24 protein-coding genes are annotated in these 22,430 nt (G+C 43.8%); 12 read left to right on the top strand and 12 right to left on the bottom strand.

Annotation, left to right across the window (positions count from 1 at the left end):
• Positions 1 to 171 precede the first annotated feature (171 nt).
• Positions 172 to 828: a 3-oxoacid CoA-transferase subunit B gene (locus tag AAFN85_RS31925; protein ID WP_347532040.1), complete on the bottom strand. Its 657-nt coding sequence runs from the start codon at positions 826 to 828 to the stop codon at positions 172 to 174.
• Between the two features lie 110 nt (positions 829 to 938).
• The gene (locus AAFN85_RS31920) at positions 939 to 1,637 is read right to left on the bottom strand and encodes a CoA transferase subunit A (protein ID WP_347532039.1); all 699 of its coding nucleotides are present in this window, start codon (positions 1,635 to 1,637) and stop codon (positions 939 to 941) included.
• Positions 1,638 to 1,804: 167 nt separating this feature from the next.
• On the opposite strand from AAFN85_RS31920, the gene AAFN85_RS31915 reads away from it, so the two are divergent.
• A complete protein-coding gene (locus AAFN85_RS31915; RefSeq protein ID WP_347532038.1) occupies positions 1,805 to 2,365 on the top strand; it encodes a hypothetical protein in 561 nt (186 codons plus the stop codon).
• 164 nt (positions 2,366 to 2,529) lie between these two features.
• Here the strand turns inward: AAFN85_RS31915 and AAFN85_RS31910 are convergent, their stop codons facing one another.
• The 4 genes from AAFN85_RS31910 to AAFN85_RS31895 all read right to left on the bottom strand — a co-directional run bounded on the left by AAFN85_RS31910 (position 2,530) and on the right by AAFN85_RS31895 (position 7,373).
• Positions 2,530 to 3,615 carry an SGNH/GDSL hydrolase family protein gene (locus AAFN85_RS31910; protein ID WP_347532037.1) on the bottom strand — a complete coding sequence of 362 codons (1,086 nt, stop codon included), beginning with the start codon at positions 3,613 to 3,615 and terminating at the stop codon, positions 2,530 to 2,532.
• Positions 3,616 to 3,898: 283 nt separating this feature from the next.
• Positions 3,899 to 4,237, bottom strand: coding sequence for a VOC family protein (locus tag AAFN85_RS31905; protein WP_347532036.1), 339 nt, complete (start codon positions 4,235 to 4,237; stop codon positions 3,899 to 3,901).
• A gap of 192 nt (positions 4,238 to 4,429) precedes the next feature.
• Positions 4,430 to 6,793: an endonuclease MutS2 gene (locus AAFN85_RS31900; protein ID WP_347532035.1), complete on the bottom strand. Its 2,364-nt coding sequence runs from the start codon at positions 6,791 to 6,793 to the stop codon at positions 4,430 to 4,432.
• 7 nt (positions 6,794 to 6,800) lie between these two features.
• Positions 6,801 to 7,373 (bottom strand): DUF4296 domain-containing protein, encoded by a 573-nt coding sequence (locus AAFN85_RS31895; RefSeq protein ID WP_347532034.1) that lies wholly within the window; start codon positions 7,371 to 7,373, stop codon positions 6,801 to 6,803.
• Positions 7,374 to 7,416: 43 nt separating this feature from the next.
• Between AAFN85_RS31895 and AAFN85_RS31890 the strand changes: the two genes are divergently transcribed.
• The 4 genes from AAFN85_RS31890 (at position 7,417) to AAFN85_RS31875 (ending at position 10,986) form a co-directional block, all read left to right on the top strand.
• Positions 7,417 to 8,106: a YggS family pyridoxal phosphate-dependent enzyme gene (locus tag AAFN85_RS31890; RefSeq protein WP_347532033.1), complete on the top strand. Its 690-nt coding sequence runs from the start codon at positions 7,417 to 7,419 to the stop codon at positions 8,104 to 8,106.
• Positions 8,107 to 8,391: 285 nt separating this feature from the next.
• On the top strand, positions 8,392 to 8,913 hold the full coding sequence (locus AAFN85_RS31885; RefSeq protein WP_347532031.1) for a GNAT family N-acetyltransferase: 522 nt from the start codon (positions 8,392 to 8,394) through the stop codon (positions 8,911 to 8,913).
• A gap of 12 nt (positions 8,914 to 8,925) precedes the next feature.
• Positions 8,926 to 9,729 (top strand): DUF3298 domain-containing protein, encoded by an 804-nt coding sequence (locus AAFN85_RS31880; protein WP_347532029.1) that lies wholly within the window; start codon positions 8,926 to 8,928, stop codon positions 9,727 to 9,729.
• Entirely contained in the window at positions 9,730 to 10,986 is a 1,257-nt protein-coding gene (locus AAFN85_RS31875) for an aspartate kinase (RefSeq protein ID WP_347532028.1), read from the top strand.
• Between the two features lie 147 nt (positions 10,987 to 11,133).
• Here the strand turns inward: AAFN85_RS31875 and AAFN85_RS31870 are convergent, their stop codons facing one another.
• Complete coding sequence (locus AAFN85_RS31870) at positions 11,134 to 11,607, bottom strand: DUF4920 domain-containing protein (RefSeq protein ID WP_347532027.1); 474 nt, start codon at positions 11,605 to 11,607, stop codon at positions 11,134 to 11,136.
• Positions 11,608 to 11,722: 115 nt separating this feature from the next.
• Here AAFN85_RS31870 and AAFN85_RS31865 point away from each other — a divergent pair, with 115 nt between their 5' ends.
• Entirely contained in the window at positions 11,723 to 12,583 is an 861-nt protein-coding gene (locus AAFN85_RS31865; protein ID WP_347532026.1) for a YitT family protein, read from the top strand.
• 106 nt (positions 12,584 to 12,689) lie between these two features.
• Here the strand turns inward: AAFN85_RS31865 and AAFN85_RS31860 are convergent, their stop codons facing one another.
• Together AAFN85_RS31860 and AAFN85_RS31855 are read right to left on the bottom strand one after the other, a co-directional pair.
• Positions 12,690 to 13,073: an acyl-CoA thioesterase gene (locus AAFN85_RS31860; protein WP_347532025.1), complete on the bottom strand. Its 384-nt coding sequence runs from the start codon at positions 13,071 to 13,073 to the stop codon at positions 12,690 to 12,692.
• 90 nt (positions 13,074 to 13,163) lie between these two features.
• Positions 13,164 to 14,162: a beta-ketoacyl-ACP synthase III gene (locus AAFN85_RS31855; RefSeq protein WP_347532024.1), complete on the bottom strand. Its 999-nt coding sequence runs from the start codon at positions 14,160 to 14,162 to the stop codon at positions 13,164 to 13,166.
• Positions 14,163 to 14,381: 219 nt separating this feature from the next.
• On the opposite strand from AAFN85_RS31855, the gene AAFN85_RS31850 reads away from it, so the two are divergent.
• From AAFN85_RS31850 to AAFN85_RS31840, 3 genes are read left to right on the top strand one after another with little or no spacing between them, the layout of a single operon-like run.
• On the top strand, positions 14,382 to 15,116 hold the full coding sequence (locus tag AAFN85_RS31850; RefSeq protein WP_347532023.1) for an intradiol ring-cleavage dioxygenase: 735 nt from the start codon (positions 14,382 to 14,384) through the stop codon (positions 15,114 to 15,116).
• 20 nt (positions 15,117 to 15,136) lie between these two features.
• A complete protein-coding gene (locus tag AAFN85_RS31845; RefSeq protein ID WP_347532022.1) occupies positions 15,137 to 15,661 on the top strand; it encodes a hypothetical protein in 525 nt (174 codons plus the stop codon).
• Between the two features lies 1 nt (position 15,662).
• Positions 15,663 to 16,358 carry a hypothetical protein gene (locus AAFN85_RS31840; protein ID WP_347532021.1) on the top strand — a complete coding sequence of 232 codons (696 nt, stop codon included), beginning with the start codon at positions 15,663 to 15,665 and terminating at the stop codon, positions 16,356 to 16,358.
• Between the two features lie 11 nt (positions 16,359 to 16,369).
• Here the strand turns inward: AAFN85_RS31840 and AAFN85_RS31835 are convergent, their stop codons facing one another.
• Both AAFN85_RS31835 and AAFN85_RS31830 read right to left on the bottom strand, forming a co-directional pair.
• On the bottom strand, positions 16,370 to 17,167 hold the full coding sequence (locus AAFN85_RS31835; protein WP_347532020.1) for a carbon-nitrogen hydrolase family protein: 798 nt from the start codon (positions 17,165 to 17,167) through the stop codon (positions 16,370 to 16,372).
• A 107-nt stretch (positions 17,168 to 17,274) separates the two neighbouring features.
• Positions 17,275 to 17,970 carry a hypothetical protein gene (locus AAFN85_RS31830; RefSeq protein WP_347532019.1) on the bottom strand — a complete coding sequence of 232 codons (696 nt, stop codon included), beginning with the start codon at positions 17,968 to 17,970 and terminating at the stop codon, positions 17,275 to 17,277.
• Between the two features lie 247 nt (positions 17,971 to 18,217).
• Here AAFN85_RS31830 and AAFN85_RS31825 point away from each other — a divergent pair, with 247 nt between their 5' ends.
• Together AAFN85_RS31825 and AAFN85_RS31820 are read left to right on the top strand one after the other, a co-directional pair.
• The gene (locus AAFN85_RS31825) at positions 18,218 to 18,754 is read left to right on the top strand and encodes a hypothetical protein (protein WP_347532018.1); all 537 of its coding nucleotides are present in this window, start codon (positions 18,218 to 18,220) and stop codon (positions 18,752 to 18,754) included.
• Between the two features lie 349 nt (positions 18,755 to 19,103).
• Entirely contained in the window at positions 19,104 to 19,361 is a 258-nt protein-coding gene (locus AAFN85_RS31820) for a hypothetical protein (RefSeq protein WP_347532017.1), read from the top strand.
• On the opposite strand, the gene AAFN85_RS31815 is transcribed toward AAFN85_RS31820, so the two are convergent.
• Positions 19,362 to 21,038: a beta-xylosidase gene (locus tag AAFN85_RS31815; protein WP_347532016.1), complete on the bottom strand. Its 1,677-nt coding sequence runs from the start codon at positions 21,036 to 21,038 to the stop codon at positions 19,362 to 19,364.
• Between the two features lie 430 nt (positions 21,039 to 21,468).
• On the opposite strand from AAFN85_RS31815, the gene AAFN85_RS31810 reads away from it, so the two are divergent.
• Positions 21,469 to 22,272 (top strand): phosphatase PAP2 family protein, encoded by an 804-nt coding sequence (locus AAFN85_RS31810; RefSeq protein WP_347532015.1) that lies wholly within the window; start codon positions 21,469 to 21,471, stop codon positions 22,270 to 22,272.
• The last annotated feature ends 158 nt before the right edge of the window (positions 22,273 to 22,430 follow it).

The following is a 22,430-nucleotide window of genomic DNA, read 5'->3' as shown; positions in this document are numbered from 1 at the left end:
TATAACTGGGAAAGGCCACATCAGGGGATTAATGGTAAAAAGCCCATTGATATGGCTACCCTAAACAACAAAAATAATCCCTAATTCTGTTACCGAATTATCTAACCTTTACAGCAATGACATGGAGTGGGATAACTCATGTTTTATTTTAACCGGTTATTCGTAATAACATTAAAGATTTATCTCCGGCACATCCCCTTCAACTATCAATTTTCCCGCGGTAGCCTGTTTAATTTCCTCCACGCTCACCCCCGGCGCGCGCTCAATCAGCCTGAAACCACCTTCCGGCAATACATCAAATACTCCCAGCTCGGTCACTATTTTTTTTACGCAGTGTACACCGGTTAGGGGGAGGCTGCATTGAGGCAATAGTTTTGATTCACCGGCTTTATTTATGTGTTGCATGGCTACGATGATGTTTTCGGCAGATGCTACCAGATCCATCGCGCCGCCCATGCCTTTTACCATTTTGCCGGGGATCTTCCAGTTGGCTATGTCGCCGTTTTCGGATACTTCCATAGCACCGAGAATGGTAAGGTTTACCTTTTTAGCCCTGATCATCCCGAAGCTCATAGCCGAATCAAATATTGCTGAACCTGGCAGCATGGTGATGGTTTGCTTGCCCGCGTTAATGGTATCCGGATCTTCCTCGCCTTCAAAAGGGAATGGCCCCATGCCCAGCAGACCGTTTTCGGATTGTAACACAACATCCATCGTATCAGGTATATAATTGGCTACCAATGTGGGTATGCCTATGCCGAGGTTAACGTAGTAACCGTCTTTTATTTCTTTTGCTATTCGCTTCGCGATGCCTTGTTTATCTAACATGATGTTATTCTTATAAAACATGTCATTGCGAGGAACGAAGCAATCGCATGCTATACAGGGCGGATTTGCTTCCGTGCGGTTGCCACGCTATCGCTCGCAATGACATATGGTTAGTTTTTTGTTCTTACCATCGCATGTTCAATGCGCTTCTCGTAATCCGTCCCCTTAAATATCCTATGTACATAGATCCCCGGCGTATGAATATGATCCGGATCAAGCTCTCCCGGTTCAACCAGTTCTTCCACCTCGGCAATAGTGACCTTGCCGGCCATAGCCATAACCGGATTAAAATTGCGGGCGGTTGAACGGTATACTAAATTGCCCATGGTATCGCCCTTCCATGCTTTTACAATGGCGAAATCGGCATCAAAAGCCATCTCCATTAAATAATCCTTGCCATTAAAATTGCGTACTTCCTTGCCTTCGGCTACTTCGGTACCTATACCTGCAGGGGTGAAAATGGCAGGCATACCGTAGCCTGCCGCCATACAGCGGGTCGCTAAAGTTCCCTGGGGGATGAGTTCAACCTCCAATTCGCCGCTTAGTAGTTGGCGTTCAAACTCGGCGTTTTCGCCTACGTAGGATGAGATCATTTTTTTTACCTGGTGCTGCTTCAGCATCAGGCCTATACCAAAATCATCAACCCCGGCATTGTTGGAGATACAGGTTAATTGCTTAACGCCTTTTTTTACCAGTGCCGCTATGCAGTTTTCGGGCAGGCCACATAGGCCGAAGCCGCCCAGCATTAGGGTAGCACCGTCGGTAATGTCGCGGATGGCCTCGTCGGCACCACTAACTACTTTATTCATATATTATAATTGGTTATAGTAAATATACTAAATGTGCCTTACAGAAAGGTTGTAAATAGATAACGCAGCAGGTAATTTAAGTGTTGTGGTTTTTTATGATTTCTTTTTAGAATAAAACAATTAGAAAAATTATTTATTAATAATTAATACATCAATAACAAAAACCTATGGAATTAAGAGATAACGAGTTCAGGAGCGATGAGTTGAACCGCCCCGAACACCACAACGACAAACCCAATGCTTACCGGGTAGATGACGACAGCAACGAAACAGAAAAAGACCTGACAAGAACCCAACTCTTCGGCAAAGCTGAAATGAAAAGCCCGGATGATGAAGGAATGGAAGGTAAAGGTATGGGTGGCCATAACTTCGGCCAGAATAATATTACCCCGGCCGGAAATGATAAAGATAACCCATCGCAAATGGCAGGCGATAATAACGCCTACTTTAACCGAACACAGCCAGCCGAAGAGCATCCCGAAAACAGCAATTTTAAAGAGCCTAACCAGGCAGGTAATGCCAACTACAGCGATGCGATGAACGCTTCGCAAAATGGCCGGTCTGATGAGGATAATGGTCAGCAGGAGAGTAGTGAGGACGGCAAGCCAAACCCGCAGCAACCATATCAGGAAGGCACTGCCGATGATGACGGAGATAGCGATAAAAAGCAACAGGTAAATATCCCCGGACCAAATGAAGTCCCCGATCAACAGAAGGTAGGAGAGTAGGATAAAAAGAAAAAAGCAAGGGATGTGCGATTCCCTCCCTTGGGAGGGTGTAGGGAGGGGTTTGTACGCCAGGTATATCGTAAAGCAAGGCGTATAACCCCCTCCCTGCCATCGCGCAACCAACCGCAGCCCTCCCGAGGGAGGGAATTAAAGAAACCTTTGTCTCACCACTTAACCGCCTTATCTATAAAAGCGATCAAATCATCAGCCATAGCCTGCTGCTCCTTAATACTTGGATGGCCAGGCGTGTTTTTATACGGGATAAAATGCGTATAAATCCCTTTATCATTTAAAGCGCCAACTGCTTTTTCAATATACCCCGGCCAAGGCGAACCTTGTTTGGTAGCATCCATGCTGCCCAGTATGCACAAAATCTGTGCTTTAGGATACACCTTGCGGATGTTTTTTACAAAATCGCGATAGGCTTTAACCATCAGTTCCGGCTCTGGCGCTTTGGTGCCGAACCTATCTTTAAATTGCTGGTTATCGGGCATTTTGGTTAACCACGAATCGTTTTGAAACAGGTTGATCACTACTACATCGGGCGTATATTTTTTAAAATCCCAGATGCTGGTTGGATCGGTAGGGTCGAGGCGGTTGTACATCTCGGGCATAATGAGCGGAAACCAGCTGATGGTTACGCCGATGCCGCTTTTGGAGGTACAAACATATTGCGCATCGAAATGGCGGGCGGTTATGGCGGCATAACTTAAATATCCGTTTTCGTAAGGGGCTGAACCACGGTCCTGGCCGGTGGTATCCTCATCGGCATAACCGCAGGTTATGGAGTTGCCAAAAAACTCAATTTTGCGTTTTTTAGGTTCTGGTGCCGACATTGCACCCGCATCTTTAGCCAGGTTAAACTGGTAAAACCAGGTTTTGCCCTTATCCCATTCAGTACGCTTAAAAAGTTCAAGTACATGTTTGCCTGCAGGCAGGTTCTCGGCCAGGGTATAAACCTGTTTGGTGTTATCTAAATGGATGGTATTTACCACATTACCGTCAACAATAATAGTGTAGTAGTTTTCGCCGCGTTCGTCCTGCATCAGGGCCGATGCACCGGTGCCGCTGAAGGTGATCTTGGCCGATGAGCCTGTCCAGTAAAATTCGGCTGCTTCGTCGGTATGGTTGATCCGGCCGGTATAGCGGATACGTTGATCCTTACTTTTTAATATAACGCTTTGCGCACTGCAATTGGTTAAAGCGCCGGTAAAGGCTATGAAAAATATAAGGCCGTATAATTTTCGCATGTTGAAATCTGGTTTATCAGCCTTAAAAATAGAAATTAAATAACAATGGCGATAAACCGGAAGCTTATCGCCATTAAATTGTTATAAAAGTATTGAATTAGGTAACCAAGTGCATTCGTTTACTCACCCCGACATCGCTGCGCTTGTCACCCCTCTCTGCGCTGCGCGCAAAGAGGGGATTTTTAATTTTTTTATTGTTGGTTTTCCTACCCTCTTTATCCGGAGGATAGAGAGGGTGGTCCAGCGAAGCGTAGACCGGGTGAGTCAATTATGCGCCAAGCCTTTATTCTATCGGCATCCCAAACTGCAACAGATATCCATTATAATCAAACACGCCAAATTCTCGCATGCCATAGTTAAAATCTTCTATCGGGTAGCAGATCACCGCCCTTTCTTTTAGCTCATTCCAAAGGGCATCAACCTTATCGGTACGGATGTAAAACGAGCCGGTAAATTTGGGCATGGTAAAAGTGGCGCTATCAACAGGTAACGACAGCATGATCTCAATATCATCGCGGCTTACTGTAGCCCAGCTCCAATCCTCATCATAGCCAATGCAGGTAAAACCAAGGTTAGTAACATAAAAATCAACGCTTTCCCGGATCTGCCGGGTATATAACATGGGGGCAATGGATTTTAATGACATATGATGTTGAGGTTCGAAATTGGTTGACTATTAAAGGTTGATTTACTAACCACCGTCATTGCGAGGTACGAAGCAATCGCGAACTATACAGGGCGGACATGCTTATGTGCAATTGCTTCGTACCTCGCAATGACGATGATTGGCTGGAGGTTTATTTTAACCTTCCCTTTACTTCAAATATACATAAGTTATTCCATCTCCGCCACGGTCGGCGTGCTCATCTTCCATGCGGTCAACCTGGTCGTATTTTTTGAGGTATTGGCGGATCATTTTACGAAGGATACCATCACCTTTACCGTGGATGATCTTGAGGTTGTTGAAACCCATCATCAGCGCGCGGTCAAATAGTTTTTCGATGTTGTGCAAAGCATCTTCCGTTCGCTGCCCACGCACATCAATTTCCGGACTAAAACTGGCCATATCATTGGTTTGCGAGCTGAAACTCCGCCTGATCTCTTTCGGAACAGATGATTTAGACACCTTAACTACCCGTTTCTTCTTGGCAACGGTACGCAGATCGCCAATGGCTATTACCACGTTTTCTTTAATGATCTCAATTACCTGGCCGGTAGTTTCCGAGTCGGTGAGTTTTACCCAGTCGCCCGGTTTTAGTTCCTCATCGGCAGGGGCGGTAGGTTTTGGTGCTTCAACTTTAACGGTGTTCTTTTTAAGCTCAACGTTCAGGTTTTCGCGCAACTGGCGGGTTTTTTCTTTATCGGCATTGCTGCTTTTAATTTCGGAAATGGTGTTTTCAACCAGCTTGTTGGCGTTCAGGATAATGTTTTTAGCCTGGTCTTTAGCATCTTTAATGAGGGAGCGCTGGTTCTCTTCCAGGTAGCTTTTCAGCTTCTCGTTCTCAGCCAAAAGTTCGTTTACCTTGCGTTGCTGTTTATCCAGCTTTTGCTTGGTCTCGAAAATGGAGCGTTTTTCGCGTTCAAGGTCAACAAGTAAGGTATCCACCTTTTTCTGCCCCTCGCTAATTTTATTTTTGGCGAGGTTAAGCACATTTTGAGGCAAGCCTATTTTTTGTGCTATCTCGAAGGCGTATGAGCTGCCCGGCTTACCGATCTCTAATTGATAAAGCGGACGCATCTCGACGTTATTAAACAGCATCGAAGCGTTCTCGATGCCTTCGGTATTGCTGGCAAATATTTTAAGGTTGGAGTAGTGCGTGGTAACCATACCTTTAACCTTTTTCTGGTTCAGGGCTTCCAGCACAGCCTCGGCAATGGGGCCGCCAAACTGCGGATCGGTACCTGTACCAAACTCATCAATCAGTACCAATGTTTTGCCGTTGGCCTGCTCTACAAAAGTTTTCATTTTTGATAGATGGGCGCTATAGGTACTCAGATCGCTCTCGATAGATTGATCATCACCAATATCAACAAAAAACTGTTTGAACACACCAACCACACTGGCCTCATCTGCAGGGATCAGCAAGCCGGCCTGCACCATCATCAGCAGTAAACCAACGGTTTTCATACAAACTGATTTACCGCCGGCATTAGGGCCGGATACTACGATTACGCGCGTACCCTCATCTATCTGCATATTAAGCGGCACAACCGTTTTCTTCTCGGCCTTAAAATTCAGGAACAACAACGGATGACGGGCGTTATACAATTTAACCCTCGCTTCATTCACTACCTGTGGCATTTCGGCCTCAATATCAATAGCAAACAGCGCCTTGGCCCGCACAAAATCGAGCTTGGTAAGCAGGCCATGGTATGATAGCAGCAAAGGCACATAAGGCCTTAACTCGTTGGTTAAAGCGGTTAGTATTTTTACTATTTCACGGCGGCGCTCAAATTCCAGATCGCGGATGCGGTTGTTGAGCACAAAAACCTCTTCAGGCTCCAGGTACACCGTTTGGCCCGAGGCCGATTCATCGTGCACAAAACCTTTCAGCTTGCGTTTGTTTTCGGCAAGCAAGGGGATCACCAAACGACCATCGCGCACGGTTAACGAACCATCCGCAGCCCAGCCGTTTGAGGTGGCACTTTTAAAGATCATATCGATCTTTTTGCGCGCTTCCTGCTCGGCTTTGGTAATGCCGGTGGTAATTTCCATCAGCTCGCGCGAGGCGTTAACACGGATCTTTCCTTTCTGATCTATCACTGCGTCTATCTTTTTCAGGATAGCTTTTTCTATTGGCAGGTGCTCAAAAAGGGCCTCGAGATTAGGGTACAGTCCTTCGCGCTCATTAAAATAAGCGATAACGGCAAATACAGTGTTCAGCGAGGCCTGAACCTGGTAAAATTCTTCCTCGGATAAAAAAACGCCCTCAATGCGGGCTTTATTGGCAAGGGATTTTATATCGAAAAAATGCTGAATGGGCAGGGCCTCATCATTAACCAGGATGTTTTTAAACTCATTGGCCTGGCTCAGGAATTTATGGATCTGGTCGTAATTGCTCATCACCCCGATCTTGTCAACCATTTGTTGACCCATCTCGCTAAGGCAATGCGCTTTTATCAGTTCTTTTATCTCGGTAAAACCCAGCTTATCTACACTATTTGGTGGGTAAAGCATTGGATATTTATTGTGGATTTACAGCCGGTTGTAATTTGGAATCCTCTTTACCTTTGCGGGCGTGGATTTTTCTAAGCAACTCGGCTTTAGCTTTGTTATCTAATTTTTTTAATGAATCGGCTGAGACAACCGGCGGCTTTGCTGCCGGGTTATGTTTTTGGGCCGAGTCGGTTTTGGTTTTAATATTCAGGTTTTTAAGCGAGTCGGCTTTGTGGGCGGCTTTGCTTTCATTAAGCTGAATTTTGTTGATCGAGTCTACTTTATCTTTAATTTTCTGGTCAACCTGGTCATAAACGGCTAACAGTTTATCGGGCTGATTGCTGTAGTACTTCATGCTTTTATTAAACATGGCGGTATCGGTATGCAGGCGTTTAAACATGGCGGCGTATTTGCCCGCGCCATATTTGTACAGGCTATCGGGGGCCTGCATTACATTATACATGGTACCATCTATGATATGCATCTCGGTAAGTATGTTGGCCATAGCGTTAGGCTGCAGCACATCCTTAGGGATACTTTTGCCATTGCAGGCACATAAAAAAAGCGCTGCAGAAAAAAACAAGGTTATATATTTATGCATTCAGTATTTTAGCGGCTAAATAATTAAGCAAATTTACGGATAAATGAGCATTGCAGATAACATCAAAAGCTTAAAAAAGGAAACGGCGGGAGATAAGGTAATATTATTGGCGGTATCAAAAACAAAACCTGTTGCAGATGTGCAGGAAGCTTATGATGCCGGGCAGCGCTTGTTCGGTGAAAACCAGGTGCAGGAACTGGTTGAAAAATACGAGGCGTTACCCAAAGATATTGAATGGCACCTGATCGGTCACCTGCAAACCAACAAGGTAAAATACATAGCGTCTTTTGTAAGCATGATCCAATCTGTTGATAGCCTGAAGCTTTTGCAGGAAATAAACAAACATGCCGAAAAAGCTGGCCGCGTAATTGACTGCCTGCTGCAAATTTACATAGCCGACGAGGAAACCAAATACGGCTTAGGCTTTGACGAGGCAATAGAACTGTTAAGAAGCGAAGAATACACGGCACTGAAAAATATTCGCATCCGCGGATTAATGGGCATTGCGACCAACACCGATAACGAGAAGCAGATCAAAGAAGAATATTACGAACTGAAAACTTTCTTCGACGGGATTAAAGTGAGCTATTTCCGCAAGGAAGAAAGTTTTGACACCCTATCGATGGGCATGTCGTCGGATTATAAACTGGCTATTGAGCAGGGGAGTACTCTTGTGAGATTAGGCAGTACAATTTTTGGCAGCAGGGTGATTAAGCATTGGAAGAATAATTGATCAGAATTTTCAGAATTAGAGAATTTTCAGAATGATGGGCGACCATTGTTGAGGTTGTGACCAAGGGTACTAATTTAGGCAGATGGAGGGGTTAACAGGGGTTAACAGAAATAGGGGTTAACATTGCCTTATCTATCTGATAGCCATTTAGTTAAATGAAAAATGGTGTTAACCCCCTAAAATGTAGTCTTATCGGAGCTGTTAATGATCTTTTTTATTTTAACTAATTGATATATAGGCAGTTATTTGTTTATAAAACTGCGGTCGCGATAGACTGAAAAAAATATGAGTAATACACAAGAAAATACGCCTGCAAATCAACACCCTCTTCATGGGGCGGAGGGGATATCTATCCGCTATGCAGTAAAAGAAGACTGCCCTCGCCTGATGGAGCTTGTACACGAGCTTGCCTTGTATGAAAAAGCACCCGAAGAGGTTACGGTAAGCCTTGAGCATTTTGAAGATGCAGGCTTTGGCCCTAACCCGGTATGGAAAGCATTTGTTGCCGAGGTGGATGGTGTGGTAGTTGGTTTCGCACTGTATTACATCCGCTATTCAACTTGGAAAGGTTGCCGTATGTACCTGGAAGATCTGATTGTTACCGAAGAAATGCGTGGTAAAAAGATAGGCAAATTATTGTTCGATCGTTTATTTCAGGAGGTTAAAGAACAGGGTTTCAGCGGCATGGTTTGGCAGGTGCTGGATTGGAACGAGCCGGCAATTAACTTTTACAATAAGTATGGCGCAAATATTGAGGCAGGTTGGCTCAACGCATCGCTATCGCGCGAGCAAGTGCTAAACTTATAATCTACTACATCTATGAAAAACTTATGTCTGTTAATCTGTATCGCCACAGCGCTGGCCTCGTGCCAATGGGGAGTGTCTAAAAAAAATCCTGACGATAAACCATTAAAGGATACCCTCAATTATACTTATAAAACCATTAAAGAAAGGGCTGCTGATTGCGGGAATAAACCTGATAGTGGTTGTACAGTTGTGAAGATCGTATATCCCGTTTTTGATAGCGCCAAAACGCTGAATGATACCATTATCAGTAAGTTAACTATGATGTTCGCCATGGATGGCAAGGCAGATAGCAGCCTCGAAACCATGACCAAAAACTTCCTGAAATCATACACCGATTTCAAGAAAACCGACCCCAGAACGGTTATGTTTTTTACCCTGGAAGATAGCGTGAAAGTGCTTAGGCAGGATACAAGTCTCATAACGCTTCAGGTTAAAGGTTATACCTATACCGGAGGTGCCCATGGAGGCTCATTTACGGGCTTTGTTAATTGGGATACCAAGGCAGGGAAAAACCTCACCTTAGAAGATATCTTCATTGCGGGTTACCAGGACAAGCTGACAATCATTGCCGAAAAGATTTTCAGGAAAGACGAAAAATTAAGCGAAACCGCATCGCTAAAGGATAATTACTTTTTCAAGGATGACAAATTCGCCTTGAATACCAATTTTTCGGTTACGCCTTTAGGTATCAAATTTTTATATAATCAGTACGAGATAAAACCTTACGCAGCCGGTATCACCGAGTTGTTTATCCCATACGCGCAGATCAAATCATTATTACGACCGGGAACGGTTGTAAGTCAATTCATCAAATAAATGCTTGTTTTTAAATTCGGAGGGGCATCGGTTAAAGATGCCGCGGGGGTAGCCAACCTTGCAAACGTTGTTAAGCAATATACAGATAAACAGCTGCTCATTGTGGTATCGGCCATGGGCAAAACCACCAACGCGCTCGAGAAGCTTACCAAAGCCTACATGGAGCAGGACGAGGAAATGCATGCGATCTTTGATGAGATCAAAGCCTATCACTACAATATCCTGAGCGAGCTATTTGAACCTGGTCACCCTGTTTTTGACGAGGTAGCTAATACCTTTGTAGAGGTAGATTGGGCGATTGAAGATGAACCGCACGACAGCTACGATTTTGTGTACGATCAGATCGTATCCATCGGCGAGTTGGTATCTACCCGCATAGTATCCGCTTTTTTAAACAAAGAAGGCGTGAAAAGCAAATGGCTGGATGTACGCGGCTATATCCATACCGATAACACCTATCGTGAAGGTATTGTTGATTGGGATAAAACAAAGGCAAGCATCAGCAAAGAAATTCCTGCTTTGCTGGAAAAAAGCATTATAGTAACCCAGGGCTTTTTAGGCGGAACTTCAGAAAACTTTACAACAACCTTAGGCCGCGAAGGTTCAGATTACACCGCGTCGATATTTGCGGCCAGCTTAGGCGCTGAATCAGTAACCACCTGGAAAGATGTTCCCGGTATCCTTAACGCTGATCCAAAGCATTTTGCTGATACCGTGAAATTTGATGAGCTATCCTACACCGAAGCCATCGAGATGACCTATTACGGCGCCAGTGTTATCCACCCCAAAACCATCAAACCGCTGCAAAACGCCAAAATTCCATTACTGGTAAAGCCATTTACAGATCCATCGGCTCCGGGAACGGTTATAAAAGAAGATGGCAAAAACAACTTTGTTAAGCCGGTGATCATCGTAAAGCAAAATCAGGTATTGCTATCGGTATCGGCCAAAGATTATTCGTTTGTAACGGAAGATCATTTAAGCGATGTGTTTCGTCTGTTTGCACAAAACCATATTAAGGTTAATGTGATGCAAACTTCGGCGCTAAGTTTTTCTGTTTGTTTTGATCTGAATGAGGAGCGTTTTGAAAAACTCTTAGCCAGCCTTAAACAGGATTTTAAAGTGAAGTATAATGATGGCTTAACGCTGATCACTACGCGCCATTATGCTGATGGTACTATTGCTGAACTTACCAATGGCAAAACTGTTTTATTGGAGCAGGTGAGTAGGAATACTTCGCAGGTGGTGGTGAAGTAATATTCAATTTTAACAGAAAAATATCTACTAAACGTCATTGCGAGGTACGAAGCAATCCCCGATAAGCAGGTTCGCCCTGTATAGTTTGGGATTGCTTCGTACCTCGCAATGACGCTTTTATAAATCTTCCTATAGGCATACTAAATATCAATTCACTACCAAAACCCCATCAGCCATAATTTCAATATCTTTTTTAGGCTGATCGATCTTTGCTATTTCTTCTTTGCTTTTACCAGCATCGGCGGCGTAATGCTGGAGTTTGGCAACGCTGGTTTCGTTCACTTTTGCAATCCCTTCAACCACTACATTTTTGCCTACAATATTTTGCGGCATAAAGTAAGCGTAATCGGTAAAGCGGATCATTACCGGGCTGCCGTTTTCGCGGGCTATCTTCATGAAGCAGCCTTTTTTAGTACATACCTCAACTACTTTTCCGCTTACGCGACCTTTGTAAACCGAGTCTGTATTTAATGCCGTACCAAGTTGGGCAACATTGATGGCTTTGTCGGCAGTGATGGTTTTACCATAGGTAACGCCGGGAGCGGCAGGTGTTATATTACTTTGCGCAAAGGTTATGCTGCTGATCAATAACGCAGCTACAAGCAAGATAAATGTTTTCATGATTTTGTTTGATAAACAGTGTGATATCAACAAAAGTAGGAAATAAACCATCTCCCCATCATCCGCAGGCGGAGTTTTCATACCCGTTTATAGCCTCAAAAAGTTATATTTGGGCATGAAGGCAATCAACATCGTCAAAGATTCTGTAAATATCGGACTTGGAATTTTATCAGCAGCTTTCGGGCTTAAGGGCTTTCTACTATCCAGTCATTTTATCGATGGCGGTGCCACAGGTGTTTCCATGTTGATCTCTGACATTACGCCAATATCGGTCTCCATCCTTATCTTCGTTATCAATGTGCCTTTTTTATGGCTTGGTTACCGTAAGCTTGGGCTTTGGTTTGCTATAAAAAGTACCATTGCCATAGGTTTATTGTCTCTCTGCGTGGCTTTGGTTAGCTTCCCCGATGTTACGCATGATAAACTGCTCACAGCGGTATTTGGCGGAGTTTTTATAGGTACAGGCAGCGGACTGGCCATGCGTGGGGGGGCTGTACTTGACGGTACAGAAATAGCAGCCGTGCTTGTAAGCAAAAAAACGCAATTGCTTAAAGTGAGCGATTTTATATTGCTACTCAACGTGCTGATATTCGGGGTGGCGGCTTCGGTATTAGGTGTTGAACCAGCCATGTATTCGATACTAACCTACATGGCGGCCGCCAAAATGATCGACTTCCTGCTGAATGGTATCGAACAGTATTCCGGCATTACAGTGATCTCAACCAAAAGCGATGCTATCCGCAGGGCTATCACTATAACTTTAGGCCGTGGTGTTACTATTTATCAGGGCAAAAGCGGTTACGGTAAAGATGGGCATGTAAATGATCCCCGGGATATTGTTTTTACCGTTGCGACGCGGTTGGAAATTCCATCGCTTAAACAAACTATTCTGCGCATAGATCCTAAGGCTTTTATCGTGCAACAAAGCATCGATGATACTACCGGTGGATTATTGAAGCGTAAGAAACTCCATTAGAAAGCCGAAGGCTGAAAGCAAAAAGCTTAAGGCCGAAAGGGCTTTTCACTTAATGAAAGAGTGTTCCTGGCTTTTAGCTTTGTGCTTTAAGCGTTCCGCTTTCAGCTTACATCACGCTTATTGGATGCTTATGCTCATCAATGGCAACAAAAGTAAAAGTACCGGTAATGGCTTTTTCACGCACAAAGGAATACATTTCTTCAATATAGATCTCCACCGAAACTTTTAGGCTGGTATTGCCTATGTGGGCTATTTTGCCTACTAACTCGATAAAAGTACCTGCGGGGATGGGCTTTTTGAAATCGATCCTGTCTGATGATACAGTAACCATCCGTTTGCGGGTAAAGCGGGTGGCGGTAATAAAAGCTACTTCATCCATCATGGCCATGGCCGCGCCGCCGAAAAGGGTGTCGTAGTGGTTGGTGTCGCTCGGGAAAACAGTTTTGAATATGCGCGATTCGGCTTCTTGTATTCTTTCTTCGGTAGTCATCAGGGATCGTGTTCTGTGTGTATATAAAAAATAAAGGCTTTCCTATTTTAGGAAAGCCTTGTTATATCTATCCGTTTATGATGCGGATGTTTATCTTAATTTACCCCACTTTAAGTAAGTAGCGCCCCATGAAAAGCCGGCGCCAAAAGCGGTGAGGATCACGTTATCGTTCTCTTTAAAGTCCTCTTTAAAATCCCATAGTGCCAATGGAATGGTTGCTGCGGTGGTATTCCCGTATCTGTCGATGTTTATTTTAACACGGTTTTCGGGTATTCCCAAAGCATCGCCAACGGCGTGGATAATGCGGTAGTTGGCCTGGTGAGGGATGAGCCAGTTGACATCTTCGGTACTGAGGTTATTACGTTTCAGTACTGCGGTGCAGCTTTCGGTCATGCCTTTAATGGCGGCTTTAAATACTACCCGGCCGTCCTGGTGTATGTAGTGCAGTTTAGCGTCGAGGGTTTCTTCGGATGCAGGGTTCATTGAACCGCCGCCGCGCACCAACAAATGCTGGCGACCGTGGCCATCTGTTTTAAACACGCTGTCAACCACACCCTTGTCTTCGGTTGTTGGCTCAAGTAATACCGCCCCCGCACCGTCGCCAAAAAGGATACAGGTATTACGGTCGGCATAATTTACAATGGCGCTGTTTTGATCGGCACCTATCACTATAACTTTTTTATAGCGATTGCTTTCCACCAAACTCGAGCCAAGGGTAAAAGCGTAAAGGAAACCACTACAGGCAGCATTAACATCAGATGCCCATGCATTGATCAGTCCGCATTTCTCGGCAACAATACTGGCTGTTGAAATAAGCAGGTAATCGGGAGTGGAGGTGGCCACAATAACACAGTCAATCTCTGATGGATCAACTTTTGCATTTTCAAGTAAGTTTTGTACGGCAAACGTTGCCATATCAGATGTGGCGAGCGATCTGTCGGCAAGGATCCTTCTTTCTTTTATCCCGGTACGTGAAACTATCCAATCGCTGTTAGTATCCACCATCTTCTCTAAATCGCTATTAGTTAAAATGTTGTCGGGAACGTATCCTCCTATACCTGTTATAACCGCATTGCTTTTTAACGCCATAAATAATATCTATTCTCAAAAAAACATGCAAAGATAGGGAAATTTGGCGGTTTATACCTGTCACACAACTGTATGTTTATCAAATCATAGCCATAAATTATTCAATAGCCCGTCCTTATCGACACAAAAGGGCCGGTAACCGACACATCTTACCATTCAAACCTCAACGCTTTTAGCTTTGAATCAACGATTTGATTTAAACTTAAAGGAGAGTAAACCATGGAAAGAAAGAATTTTTTAAAAAGCCTGATGATCGGCGCGGTATCTACCACTGCATTGGTAGAAGCTTGTAAAAAAGACGCGGATGTGGCTACCACCACTACCAGCAGCTCCTCATCCGGCAGTAGTTCGTCCGGTTCAACAGATTCGGGAACATGCAGTGTAGCCCCTACTGAAACCGAAGGGCCATATCCAACGCATTCTCCTGCATCATACGTCAGAAGTAACATCACCGACGACCGTACCGGTTACAAGCTTACCGTGAAAATTACAATCAACAACACTAACAATAGCTGCAACGCGCTATCGGGTGCCTTGGTTGATATCTGGCACTGCGACGCAGCAGGCAATTACTCCGAATATGGCGGCAGCGGTTCGCAATCAACCAATTATACGTCGGTACACTTTTTACGTGGCAGGCAAACTACCGATACCAACGGCCTGGTAACTTTTACGTCCATTTTTCCGGGTTGGTACACCGGCAGGGCTACGCATATCCACGCGCATATTTATAACTCAACCGGCACATCATTAAAGGTAACCCAGATCGCTTTCCCCGAGGGTACGGGCACTGCCTTAGCAGCCGTAAATGGTTATACCAAAGGCATGAGCGGCTATACTTACAACGCCAGCGATAACGTATTTAGTGATGGCTACTCGCTCGAACTGGCTTCGGTTACCGGTAATACTACCGATGGTTTTGTGTTAACTATCAACTTCAGCGTACCGGCCTAATTGATACTAATAAACAGGATATGATGCCAAAACGTGTGATAGTGCTGTGCTACAGAAAAATCATCGACCAGGGTGCTGCCAAAGCATGGGATAAGATGGTATTCGAGAGCACTTACCTTGAATTTAAAATGCAGGCCCAAAACTTTAGCCTGGGTACGGAATATACATCCTATGCCGATTTGCTCAGGAATGTGCCAAACGCACAGCGTTTAACGGGCATGGTTGCACCATCTGTAACCGGCTACGTTCAGCAGCTTAATGGTATTATGCCCGATATTTTGAACAACCTTGGCAGGCGCTTCCTTACGTTCAATAAATTTCAGTTAGAGATCATCAATTCGGATATTAATGATAAGGCCAAACACCAGGTAGCTTTAAATTTTTATTCGGAGCCGATGATTTGGCATGATACGATTGATAATTTTCTGTTGATATCAGATCACCTGCCCGAAAATAAATTGTCGGATGAAAGCAGGAAAGCACTCACCAACCTGTTGCAAATACAGCCATACGTAAACATCTATTCATTACAATACCTCATCTAAAATGGAAAAGCTATCACCGGGACAAATACATCTGGCCTACCAAAGGGGATTTACAGAAACCAACACGTTGCAGCGTTACAGCAGTTTCAATTACGGTACTTATTTCAATGAGCACCGTAAACCCTTTGGCAGGCTCAGTGTATTTAATGAGGAGGTTTTGGAAGGTGGAAAGACCTCCCTGTTCCGGGCCGAAAAGGCGGGCTATATAGCATTTATCCCCATAACCGGCGAACTGCTTTTACAGAATGCTAACCGTGATAGCCGTATTATTGACGTTGGGCAGGTATATATGGATTACGCCTTCCCCGGCGAGGTATTGAAACTGGTGAATCGTTACCCTAACGACAAGATCAATTATTTGTATTTTTTTATAGATAGTGAGGTTGATTTCTTCGATGGCAGGATCTTTAATTTTGATCTGGCCGATAAGCAGAATGAGTTGATTAAGATAGGGCATGAACAGGCTGCTTTACCGTTTAAGTTAAGCATTGGCATGTTTGCCGGTCGTGCAGATGCGCTTTACCATCTAACCCAAAAAAACTCCCTTTTTTATACGTTTGTTGTAGCCGGTGCATTTGAAGTACAGGGCCGGTTACTGCATCAGCGCGATGGATTGGCGCTTTGGCAGGAAGCTGAAATTGATATGGAAGCCTTGAGCAACAACGCAGTGATCATAGTGCTCGAACTCCTTAAGTAATAACCGGTCAATTATTTACCATACTCGTAAAGCTGCGGCTTAAAGCGTTTTGCCAATAAAGCGGTAGCCTTTTCCAAGTCGATATCCGCCACAATTACTCCCGTTGTTCCATAAGCTTGCCAGGCTAAACATTTGCCATCTGGCGCGATAATGGAACTGGCCGATTCGGGGAACAGAGAACCATAGTTAGAGCTTGCAAAATATATCGTATTTTCCAAAGCCCGCATCATCATTGCTTTCTCATAATATGGGTTACCTATGCTTCCCCATTCTTTCAATAGCAGGCCATCGGTGTTGCTTCCCGTAAAATGCGGGTGGAAAACCACATGCGCACCATTCCGTGCCGCCCATCTTACCGATTCGGGATAGCGGAAACCTTCATGGCAAATAGTGATGCCGAATTTTAGGCCGTTTAATTCAAATATGTTTCGTTGCGTGCCGGGCACCCACATAGTATCTTCGGTAGGATCTAACTGATTTTTGGTTTGATAGCCGAGTAATTCGCCGGTTTTTGAAATTACGTGGGCTATGTTCAATAAGCCATCCTCGCCATACCAATCCATGGGCATTACTACGGCTATGTTGTTTGCTTTGGCCATTACGCAAACCTTATCCAAAGCGGCATTCAATATCTTTGGCGATTTAGCTTCCGGTTCGGCTACCATGCCGGGATAACCCGGAATGTACGATTCGGGAAAGCAAATGATCTCTGCCTGCCTGTTCGCTGCTTCCTGTATCAATTTTTCGGCATTATGCAGGCCATCGGAAATTGATTTTGGAAATGGGGGAGAGGCTACAGCTATTTTCATGAGAAGCAATTTATACACGAAAATAAGGTATAACCCTTAATTACCTCTATGAAAAAGAAAAAGACCGTCCACTTAGCGAACGGCCTTTTATCTAATTGCTATTCAGCTTATGGGATCGTCATGCGTATATACCCATTAGTTACCTGGTGTGGTTTTTCTTCGCCGTCAAATACAACCGCGTTAAATTTGGCTTCTAATAAATATGCCCCGTATTTTAAGTGTTTTAAGGATATTATTTCAAAATGGCTTGCATTCTGGCTTTCCTGTTTTATTGTTGTGTTTTCTGCAAGTGAGCGGGTAATATAACTCCGGCCGTTTTTGTAGATGCTAACAGCTACCCCATTGTTCGCGTTCGCCCTGGTATAATCAACCTGGAAGTTGTATTTGCCAACCTTAAATAAATCAATCGGATCGTTAGGATTGTACAAAAGGCCGGTTCCATCTTTATGCATTTCAGTTTTGCTATATTTTTTAAAAAACGAGATCTCCATGTAGCCCTCATCTTTATAATTAGAAATGCCGTAGGTGCGCGCAAAGAAAACAGAATCTTTATTACCCGAGATATAATAATTAACATGGTCAACAACCGAATCAATTTTTAAACTGGCGTCCGTATTACTTACTGAGAAATTGCCGAATGAGTTTACAACATAAGTTTTTCCATTAACAGTATATGACCCTGAATCGGTTACAGCTATTTCCTCCTGTTGGGGAGTGGAAGGTTGTGGGGTAGCGGTGTCTTTTTTGCAGGCTGCAAATACGCTTAAAAGGCATAGAAAAAGTAAAGGTTTAAGTTTTTTCATAATAGTTACAAAGGTAGTAAAATGTTTATTGTGTGAAATTGTAGGTTGGTATAAGGTTTAGGTATAATATTGTTGGTGTATTTTATGATATGTTCGGTTTATTTATTGGAGTGATAAATAAGCAGAGGGTTTAACAGGCTATGTAATTATTTCTGGAATATTTTTTAGCTGACATCAAAAAATCTCGTTCGGCAGGCAACGCTTGTGTTAAAATGACGGTAATCACTATGTACACAAAAAATCAAACATGAAATTATTATCAAAATTAACAGCGGTTGCCCTTGTAGCAGGTGCACTGTTTTTTTCAAATACGGTAAAAGCGCAAACCACACCTGCAAATGCGTTCCGTTTAGGTTTAGGAATTGAAACCGGCGTACCAACCGGATCAGCAAGGTTGGGCAGCACATTTACACTTGGTGGTACAGCCCGTTTGCAATATGGTGTAAGCAACAATTTTGCACTTACCTACACTATGGGCGGTTATCACTTTTTCCCAAAAAAAGATCCTGTAACAGGTAAACGTTACGGCAGTTACGGCGAGATCCCGATCAAAGCTGGTTTTAAAGAGTTTTTTGTTCCTGGTGTATATGTTGCGGGTGAGGCCGGTATTGCTTTCGAAAAACTGGAACAAGGTTGGGGGCCACATAGGCTTGACCTTTCACCGGGCTTAGGCTATGCCAATAAAAGCTGGGACTTAAGCGTGCGCTATGAAAACTTTTCGGGCGCTAACCAGGATCATTTTGGTTTAGTAGGCTTGCGCCTGGCCTATGGTTTCGGTTTATAATTTAAGCATATATAATTATTAACTAACAGGTAGTACTCCAGTACTGTTAGGTTGACTGACCCTCTTTCGGTTTTTACTGAGAGAGGGTTTTTTGTTTTGTATGATGTTTAATAATAATTGATCTTTTAGGCGTTCATTTACTGGGCGAAATCTCACCTGCAAAGCCTTGGATTAATTAATTGTCGTGTTAATATTTCAATAGAAAGCCTGCTTCGTCGATAAAAACCTGCTATTCGTCGGCACATTGTAGTTTGAATTTGGATTTTAATATACATTTTTACAACTTAAAGTTGTTTTGACCGCTGCCTGTATTGTTTTGTGTGTTCACTGTTATTTATTGATCTAAATTTTGCTTAAACCATTTCCCGATGCATGCTTCGAGGCACTTAAAAGCATGGTGTTAAAAAAGGCTGGTCTTGATTTTACCGAAACTTCCATATTGCAAACCATGATAACCATGCAAACCGGCCACCAGCTTAGTTTACATGCATTGAATAAAGCATTTGGGGTTACGCCGGCAAGGTTTAAACCATCGCCTTATACCCTGGATATTTTGGCCTTATTTTGCGGTTACAACAACTGGGCACATTTTTGCCAGGACCGTTAGCTACCAGCTAAATTTCAATAACGCAACACCCTGCCGCGGTAACTGTACGGTAGCGCCGGATAATCCCGATTTTGCAAGTAAAGTAACAGGCTTGCCAAATTTTTGTAATTGCCCGGCTTTTTCAAGTTCTTTTACCTGTGCAGGGGGAGGTTTTTGCGGCGATCCCATCTTTTTCCAAACCTCGTAGGCGTTACTATGCTGGTTATCTATCCTGTATTGAGTTAGTTTGATCAATGTTGGCGGCAGATGATCTATCCGGAGGTTTACTGTACGGGCTGTGTCCTGCTGATCATCATCGTGATAGTTCCACAGCAATACGGTCATTTCTTTTTTATCAATAGAGGCAAGCGCGCCAATATCTGTACTTTTTCTGATACTCGAGTCAGCTACGGTTTTTAGCGGGTACATCTCACTGCCGTTTACTTTCAGCCGTTTGCCTTTCATCATCCCGAGCATTCTGAAAACGTTCAACACAGGCTTATCAACCCCGTTGGTAGCCAGGTCGCGAAAACCGTAAAACCAGGGCTGGTCCTCAAACTCGAACGACCATGAAACCGATCCCATAAAATTTACCCCTAACGAATCGGCCAGTTGATACTCACGGGCAATGGATGCCGCAGTATAGCTCGAATACATGGTGCCATTTCGGTAAGCGTTTGATGGATTGGTAGCCATGCCGCAAGCAGCGCAACCTTCAGGGTCCGACTCGCCTATAACTATCGGGATGTTTTTGGTTTCGGGATAGGAAGCTACTATTTTAAAACCTTCGCGAATGTCGCGGATCTGTGGTGCCATATTCATCCGCACATGGCCGTTAACTAAAGTAGGTTGCCCCTTAGCATGAAAAGAGATCACATCAATAGGCGAACCAATTTTACCCGTGGCATAATTAGTATCAGCAATGCAATGCTTAATGAAAGCATTTAAAAACTTCATTCCACCGGGGCTTGAGCCGCCCGCTACTTCGGGGCCACCAACATGTGCGGTAGGTAATGCCCGCTTTACGCCTTGGGCGGCGTAATCATATAGTTTAAAAAACTCCTGCATGGAGCCTTTCCAGTAACCGATGTTTGGTTCGTTCCAAACCTCCCAGTACCAGCTTTCAACCTCTGCCTTGCCGTAGCGTTCAACCGAGTGCTTTACCCATTGATAAACAAGTTCTTCCCATTTGTTGTAATCTTTGGGGGGATAAGCCCAGCCGGTGTACACATCGTCATAATTATCGCCGGGTTTCCAGTAATGCCTGTATGGGGTAGGGTGGGTTGATAAAGCCTCGGGCATAAAACCTATCTGGGCGTAAGGTTTCATTCCCAATTTAATATAGGTATCAAAAATACTATCTACTAAATGCCAATTGTATATGGGTTTGCCGTTAGCATCCTCGGTATAGGCATTGGTCGATCCCCATTTAAGCGCCGCCTTGCCATCACCGCTGGTAAGCAGGTTATGTACCCGCATGCGTACCGGAACAGGACTTAAAGCTGCCAGTTCACTCAATAGCTTGCGCCCATCTTTCATGTAGGTATAGTTAGGCTCGTCGTGCCCAAACCATGCCCAAACGGGGTACATATCGCCAATTTTATTGTTTGCATCAATCCTGATAGTAGCGGGTTGCTGGGCAAAAACAGATAGCTTAAAAAGCAGCAGAAAGCAGGGGATAAGTTTAATGAGTTTCATTTAGGTAATGTTTGGCGGTTTATTGGAGCAGACCAAACATAGCTAAAATTATTTATTGTTAAAAATACAATTAAAGAGGTTGGAGGTTAGTGATTAGAGGTTAGTTCTGAACTCAATTAAAGAATTTATTGAATATTCCAGGCAAAGCATGCAAGCGGGCGTGGAGACACGCCCGCCAAGGAGGCGAGCCAAAAGATCGGTGAAATCAAAAAGCAATCGGTGTAATCCTTATAAATAAAATCAGCGCAATCAACGTAATCAAAATCAATTAACGGTCCCGTACAACATATTATATATAATTTACGTTAACAGCGTGTTAATTTAGTATTTACGTGCTTCAGAAATTCTACAGAATTGCACGGTATAATTGTGTTTATCAGCGCTTAATAAGGGGGATTCTTTGCAAAATTTCAGGTTTTATTTTATTTCGATGCTTTTAGCTGTAGCATGTTCGCTGCCAGCTTATGCCCAGGTTAAGGATACTTTACAAACAGGTGCGGTAAAAACCGATTCTTTGAAAAAAGATTCGGCGCGCAATATCCTCACCCTGCCCGATACGGTTAAACATCTTCAAAGCAAAATACCATCGTACATTCCGCCGGCAGCCTTTGTTGCTTATGGCTTACTATCGTTAAAGGTGAAGTTTATCCGCAATATTGATTACGATGTGCGGAACGACATGATCAAAGATCATCCCGGTTTTCATACTTCGGTTGATAATTACCTGCAATACGCGCCCATTATATCGGTTTATGGTTTAAACGCGGTAGGCGTTCATGGTAAAAATACTTTTATTGATCGTACCATATTACTTGCGTTATCCGAGGCGATATTCGCTGGTACCACTTTCGGATTGAAGCGTGTTACTCACCGTATGAGACCCGATGGCTCAAACAATCTTTCGTTCCCATCCGGGCATACCGGTAACGCCTTTGTTTCGGCAGAGTTTATGGCGCAGGAGTATGGCGACCGATCGCCCATATATGGCGGTGTTGGTTATGCTTTTGCTACTACAACAGCCATATTACGGGTTTACAATAACAAACACTGGTTTAGCGATATTATAGCAGGGGCCGGTTTCGGTATTTTATCAACCAAGGCGGCTTATTATCTGTATCCGCTTATCCGTAACAGCGTATTCCGTGGTGGGAATGAGAAAAGTAACAATAATACTTTGGTATTGCCCACTTACCAGGAAGGAAGATTTGGGCTAACCTTCGCCAAAAGTTTTTAAATAATTATCAGCGTTAATAAACGCGGCGTCGACTTACCCCGACATCGCTTTGCTTGTCACCCCTCCTATGTTTGTTGTCAATTGATAAATTAGCAATCAAATAAAGTGAAAAGGGATGAGAGCAGATGGTCACCCCAACAACCATAAGGTATGTTCAT

The organism is Mucilaginibacter sp. CAU 1740 (assembly GCF_039839285.1).
Lineage (GTDB): Bacteria > Bacteroidota > Bacteroidia > Sphingobacteriales > Sphingobacteriaceae > Mucilaginibacter.
This window is presented reverse-complemented; position numbering and strand designations above follow the sequence as displayed.

What these genes read in the sequence shown, in the direction of transcription:
- AAFN85_RS31920 (WP_347532039.1), bottom strand. Translation starts at nt 1,637, where the DNA reads ATGAATAAAGTAGTTAGTGGTGCCGACGAGGCCATCCGCGACATTACC.
- AAFN85_RS31855 (WP_347532024.1), bottom strand. Translation starts at nt 14,162, where the DNA reads ATGGCGTTAAAAAGCAATGCGGTTATAACAGGTATAGGAGGATACGTT.
- AAFN85_RS31835 (WP_347532020.1), bottom strand. Translation starts at nt 17,167, where the DNA reads ATGAAAATAGCTGTAGCCTCTCCCCCATTTCCAAAATCAATTTCCGAT.
- AAFN85_RS31860 (WP_347532025.1), bottom strand. Translation starts at nt 13,073, where the DNA reads ATGACTACCGAAGAAAGAATACAAGAAGCCGAATCGCGCATATTCAAA.
- AAFN85_RS31875 (WP_347532028.1), top strand. Translation starts at nt 9,730, where the DNA reads ATGCTTGTTTTTAAATTCGGAGGGGCATCGGTTAAAGATGCCGCGGGG.
- AAFN85_RS31885 (WP_347532031.1), top strand. Translation starts at nt 8,392, where the DNA reads ATGAGTAATACACAAGAAAATACGCCTGCAAATCAACACCCTCTTCAT.
- AAFN85_RS31910 (WP_347532037.1), bottom strand. Translation starts at nt 3,615, where the DNA reads ATGCGAAAATTATACGGCCTTATATTTTTCATAGCCTTTACCGGCGCT.
- AAFN85_RS31865 (WP_347532026.1), top strand. Translation starts at nt 11,723, where the DNA reads ATGAAGGCAATCAACATCGTCAAAGATTCTGTAAATATCGGACTTGGA.
- AAFN85_RS31915 (WP_347532038.1), top strand. Translation starts at nt 1,805, where the DNA reads ATGGAATTAAGAGATAACGAGTTCAGGAGCGATGAGTTGAACCGCCCC.
- AAFN85_RS31850 (WP_347532023.1), top strand. Translation starts at nt 14,382, where the DNA reads ATGGAAAGAAAGAATTTTTTAAAAAGCCTGATGATCGGCGCGGTATCT.
- AAFN85_RS31840 (WP_347532021.1), top strand. Translation starts at nt 15,663, where the DNA reads ATGGAAAAGCTATCACCGGGACAAATACATCTGGCCTACCAAAGGGGA.
- AAFN85_RS31890 (WP_347532033.1), top strand. Translation starts at nt 7,417, where the DNA reads ATGAGCATTGCAGATAACATCAAAAGCTTAAAAAAGGAAACGGCGGGA.
- AAFN85_RS31830 (WP_347532019.1), bottom strand. Translation starts at nt 17,970, where the DNA reads ATGAAAAAACTTAAACCTTTACTTTTTCTATGCCTTTTAAGCGTATTT.
- AAFN85_RS31810 (WP_347532015.1), top strand. Translation starts at nt 21,469, where the DNA reads ATGCTTTTAGCTGTAGCATGTTCGCTGCCAGCTTATGCCCAGGTTAAG.
- AAFN85_RS31845 (WP_347532022.1), top strand. Translation starts at nt 15,137, where the DNA reads ATGATGCCAAAACGTGTGATAGTGCTGTGCTACAGAAAAATCATCGAC.
- AAFN85_RS31900 (WP_347532035.1), bottom strand. Translation starts at nt 6,793, where the DNA reads ATGCTTTACCCACCAAATAGTGTAGATAAGCTGGGTTTTACCGAGATA.
- AAFN85_RS31815 (WP_347532016.1), bottom strand. Translation starts at nt 21,038, where the DNA reads ATGAAACTCATTAAACTTATCCCCTGCTTTCTGCTGCTTTTTAAGCTA.
- AAFN85_RS31825 (WP_347532018.1), top strand. Translation starts at nt 18,218, where the DNA reads ATGAAATTATTATCAAAATTAACAGCGGTTGCCCTTGTAGCAGGTGCA.
- AAFN85_RS31925 (WP_347532040.1), bottom strand. Translation starts at nt 828, where the DNA reads ATGTTAGATAAACAAGGCATCGCGAAGCGAATAGCAAAAGAAATAAAA.
- AAFN85_RS31895 (WP_347532034.1), bottom strand. Translation starts at nt 7,373, where the DNA reads ATGCATAAATATATAACCTTGTTTTTTTCTGCAGCGCTTTTTTTATGT.
- AAFN85_RS31905 (WP_347532036.1), bottom strand. Translation starts at nt 4,237, where the DNA reads ATGTTATATACCCGGCAGATCCGGGAAAGCGTTGATTTTTATGTTACT.
- AAFN85_RS31870 (WP_347532027.1), bottom strand. Translation starts at nt 11,607, where the DNA reads ATGAAAACATTTATCTTGCTTGTAGCTGCGTTATTGATCAGCAGCATA.
- AAFN85_RS31880 (WP_347532029.1), top strand. Translation starts at nt 8,926, where the DNA reads ATGAAAAACTTATGTCTGTTAATCTGTATCGCCACAGCGCTGGCCTCG.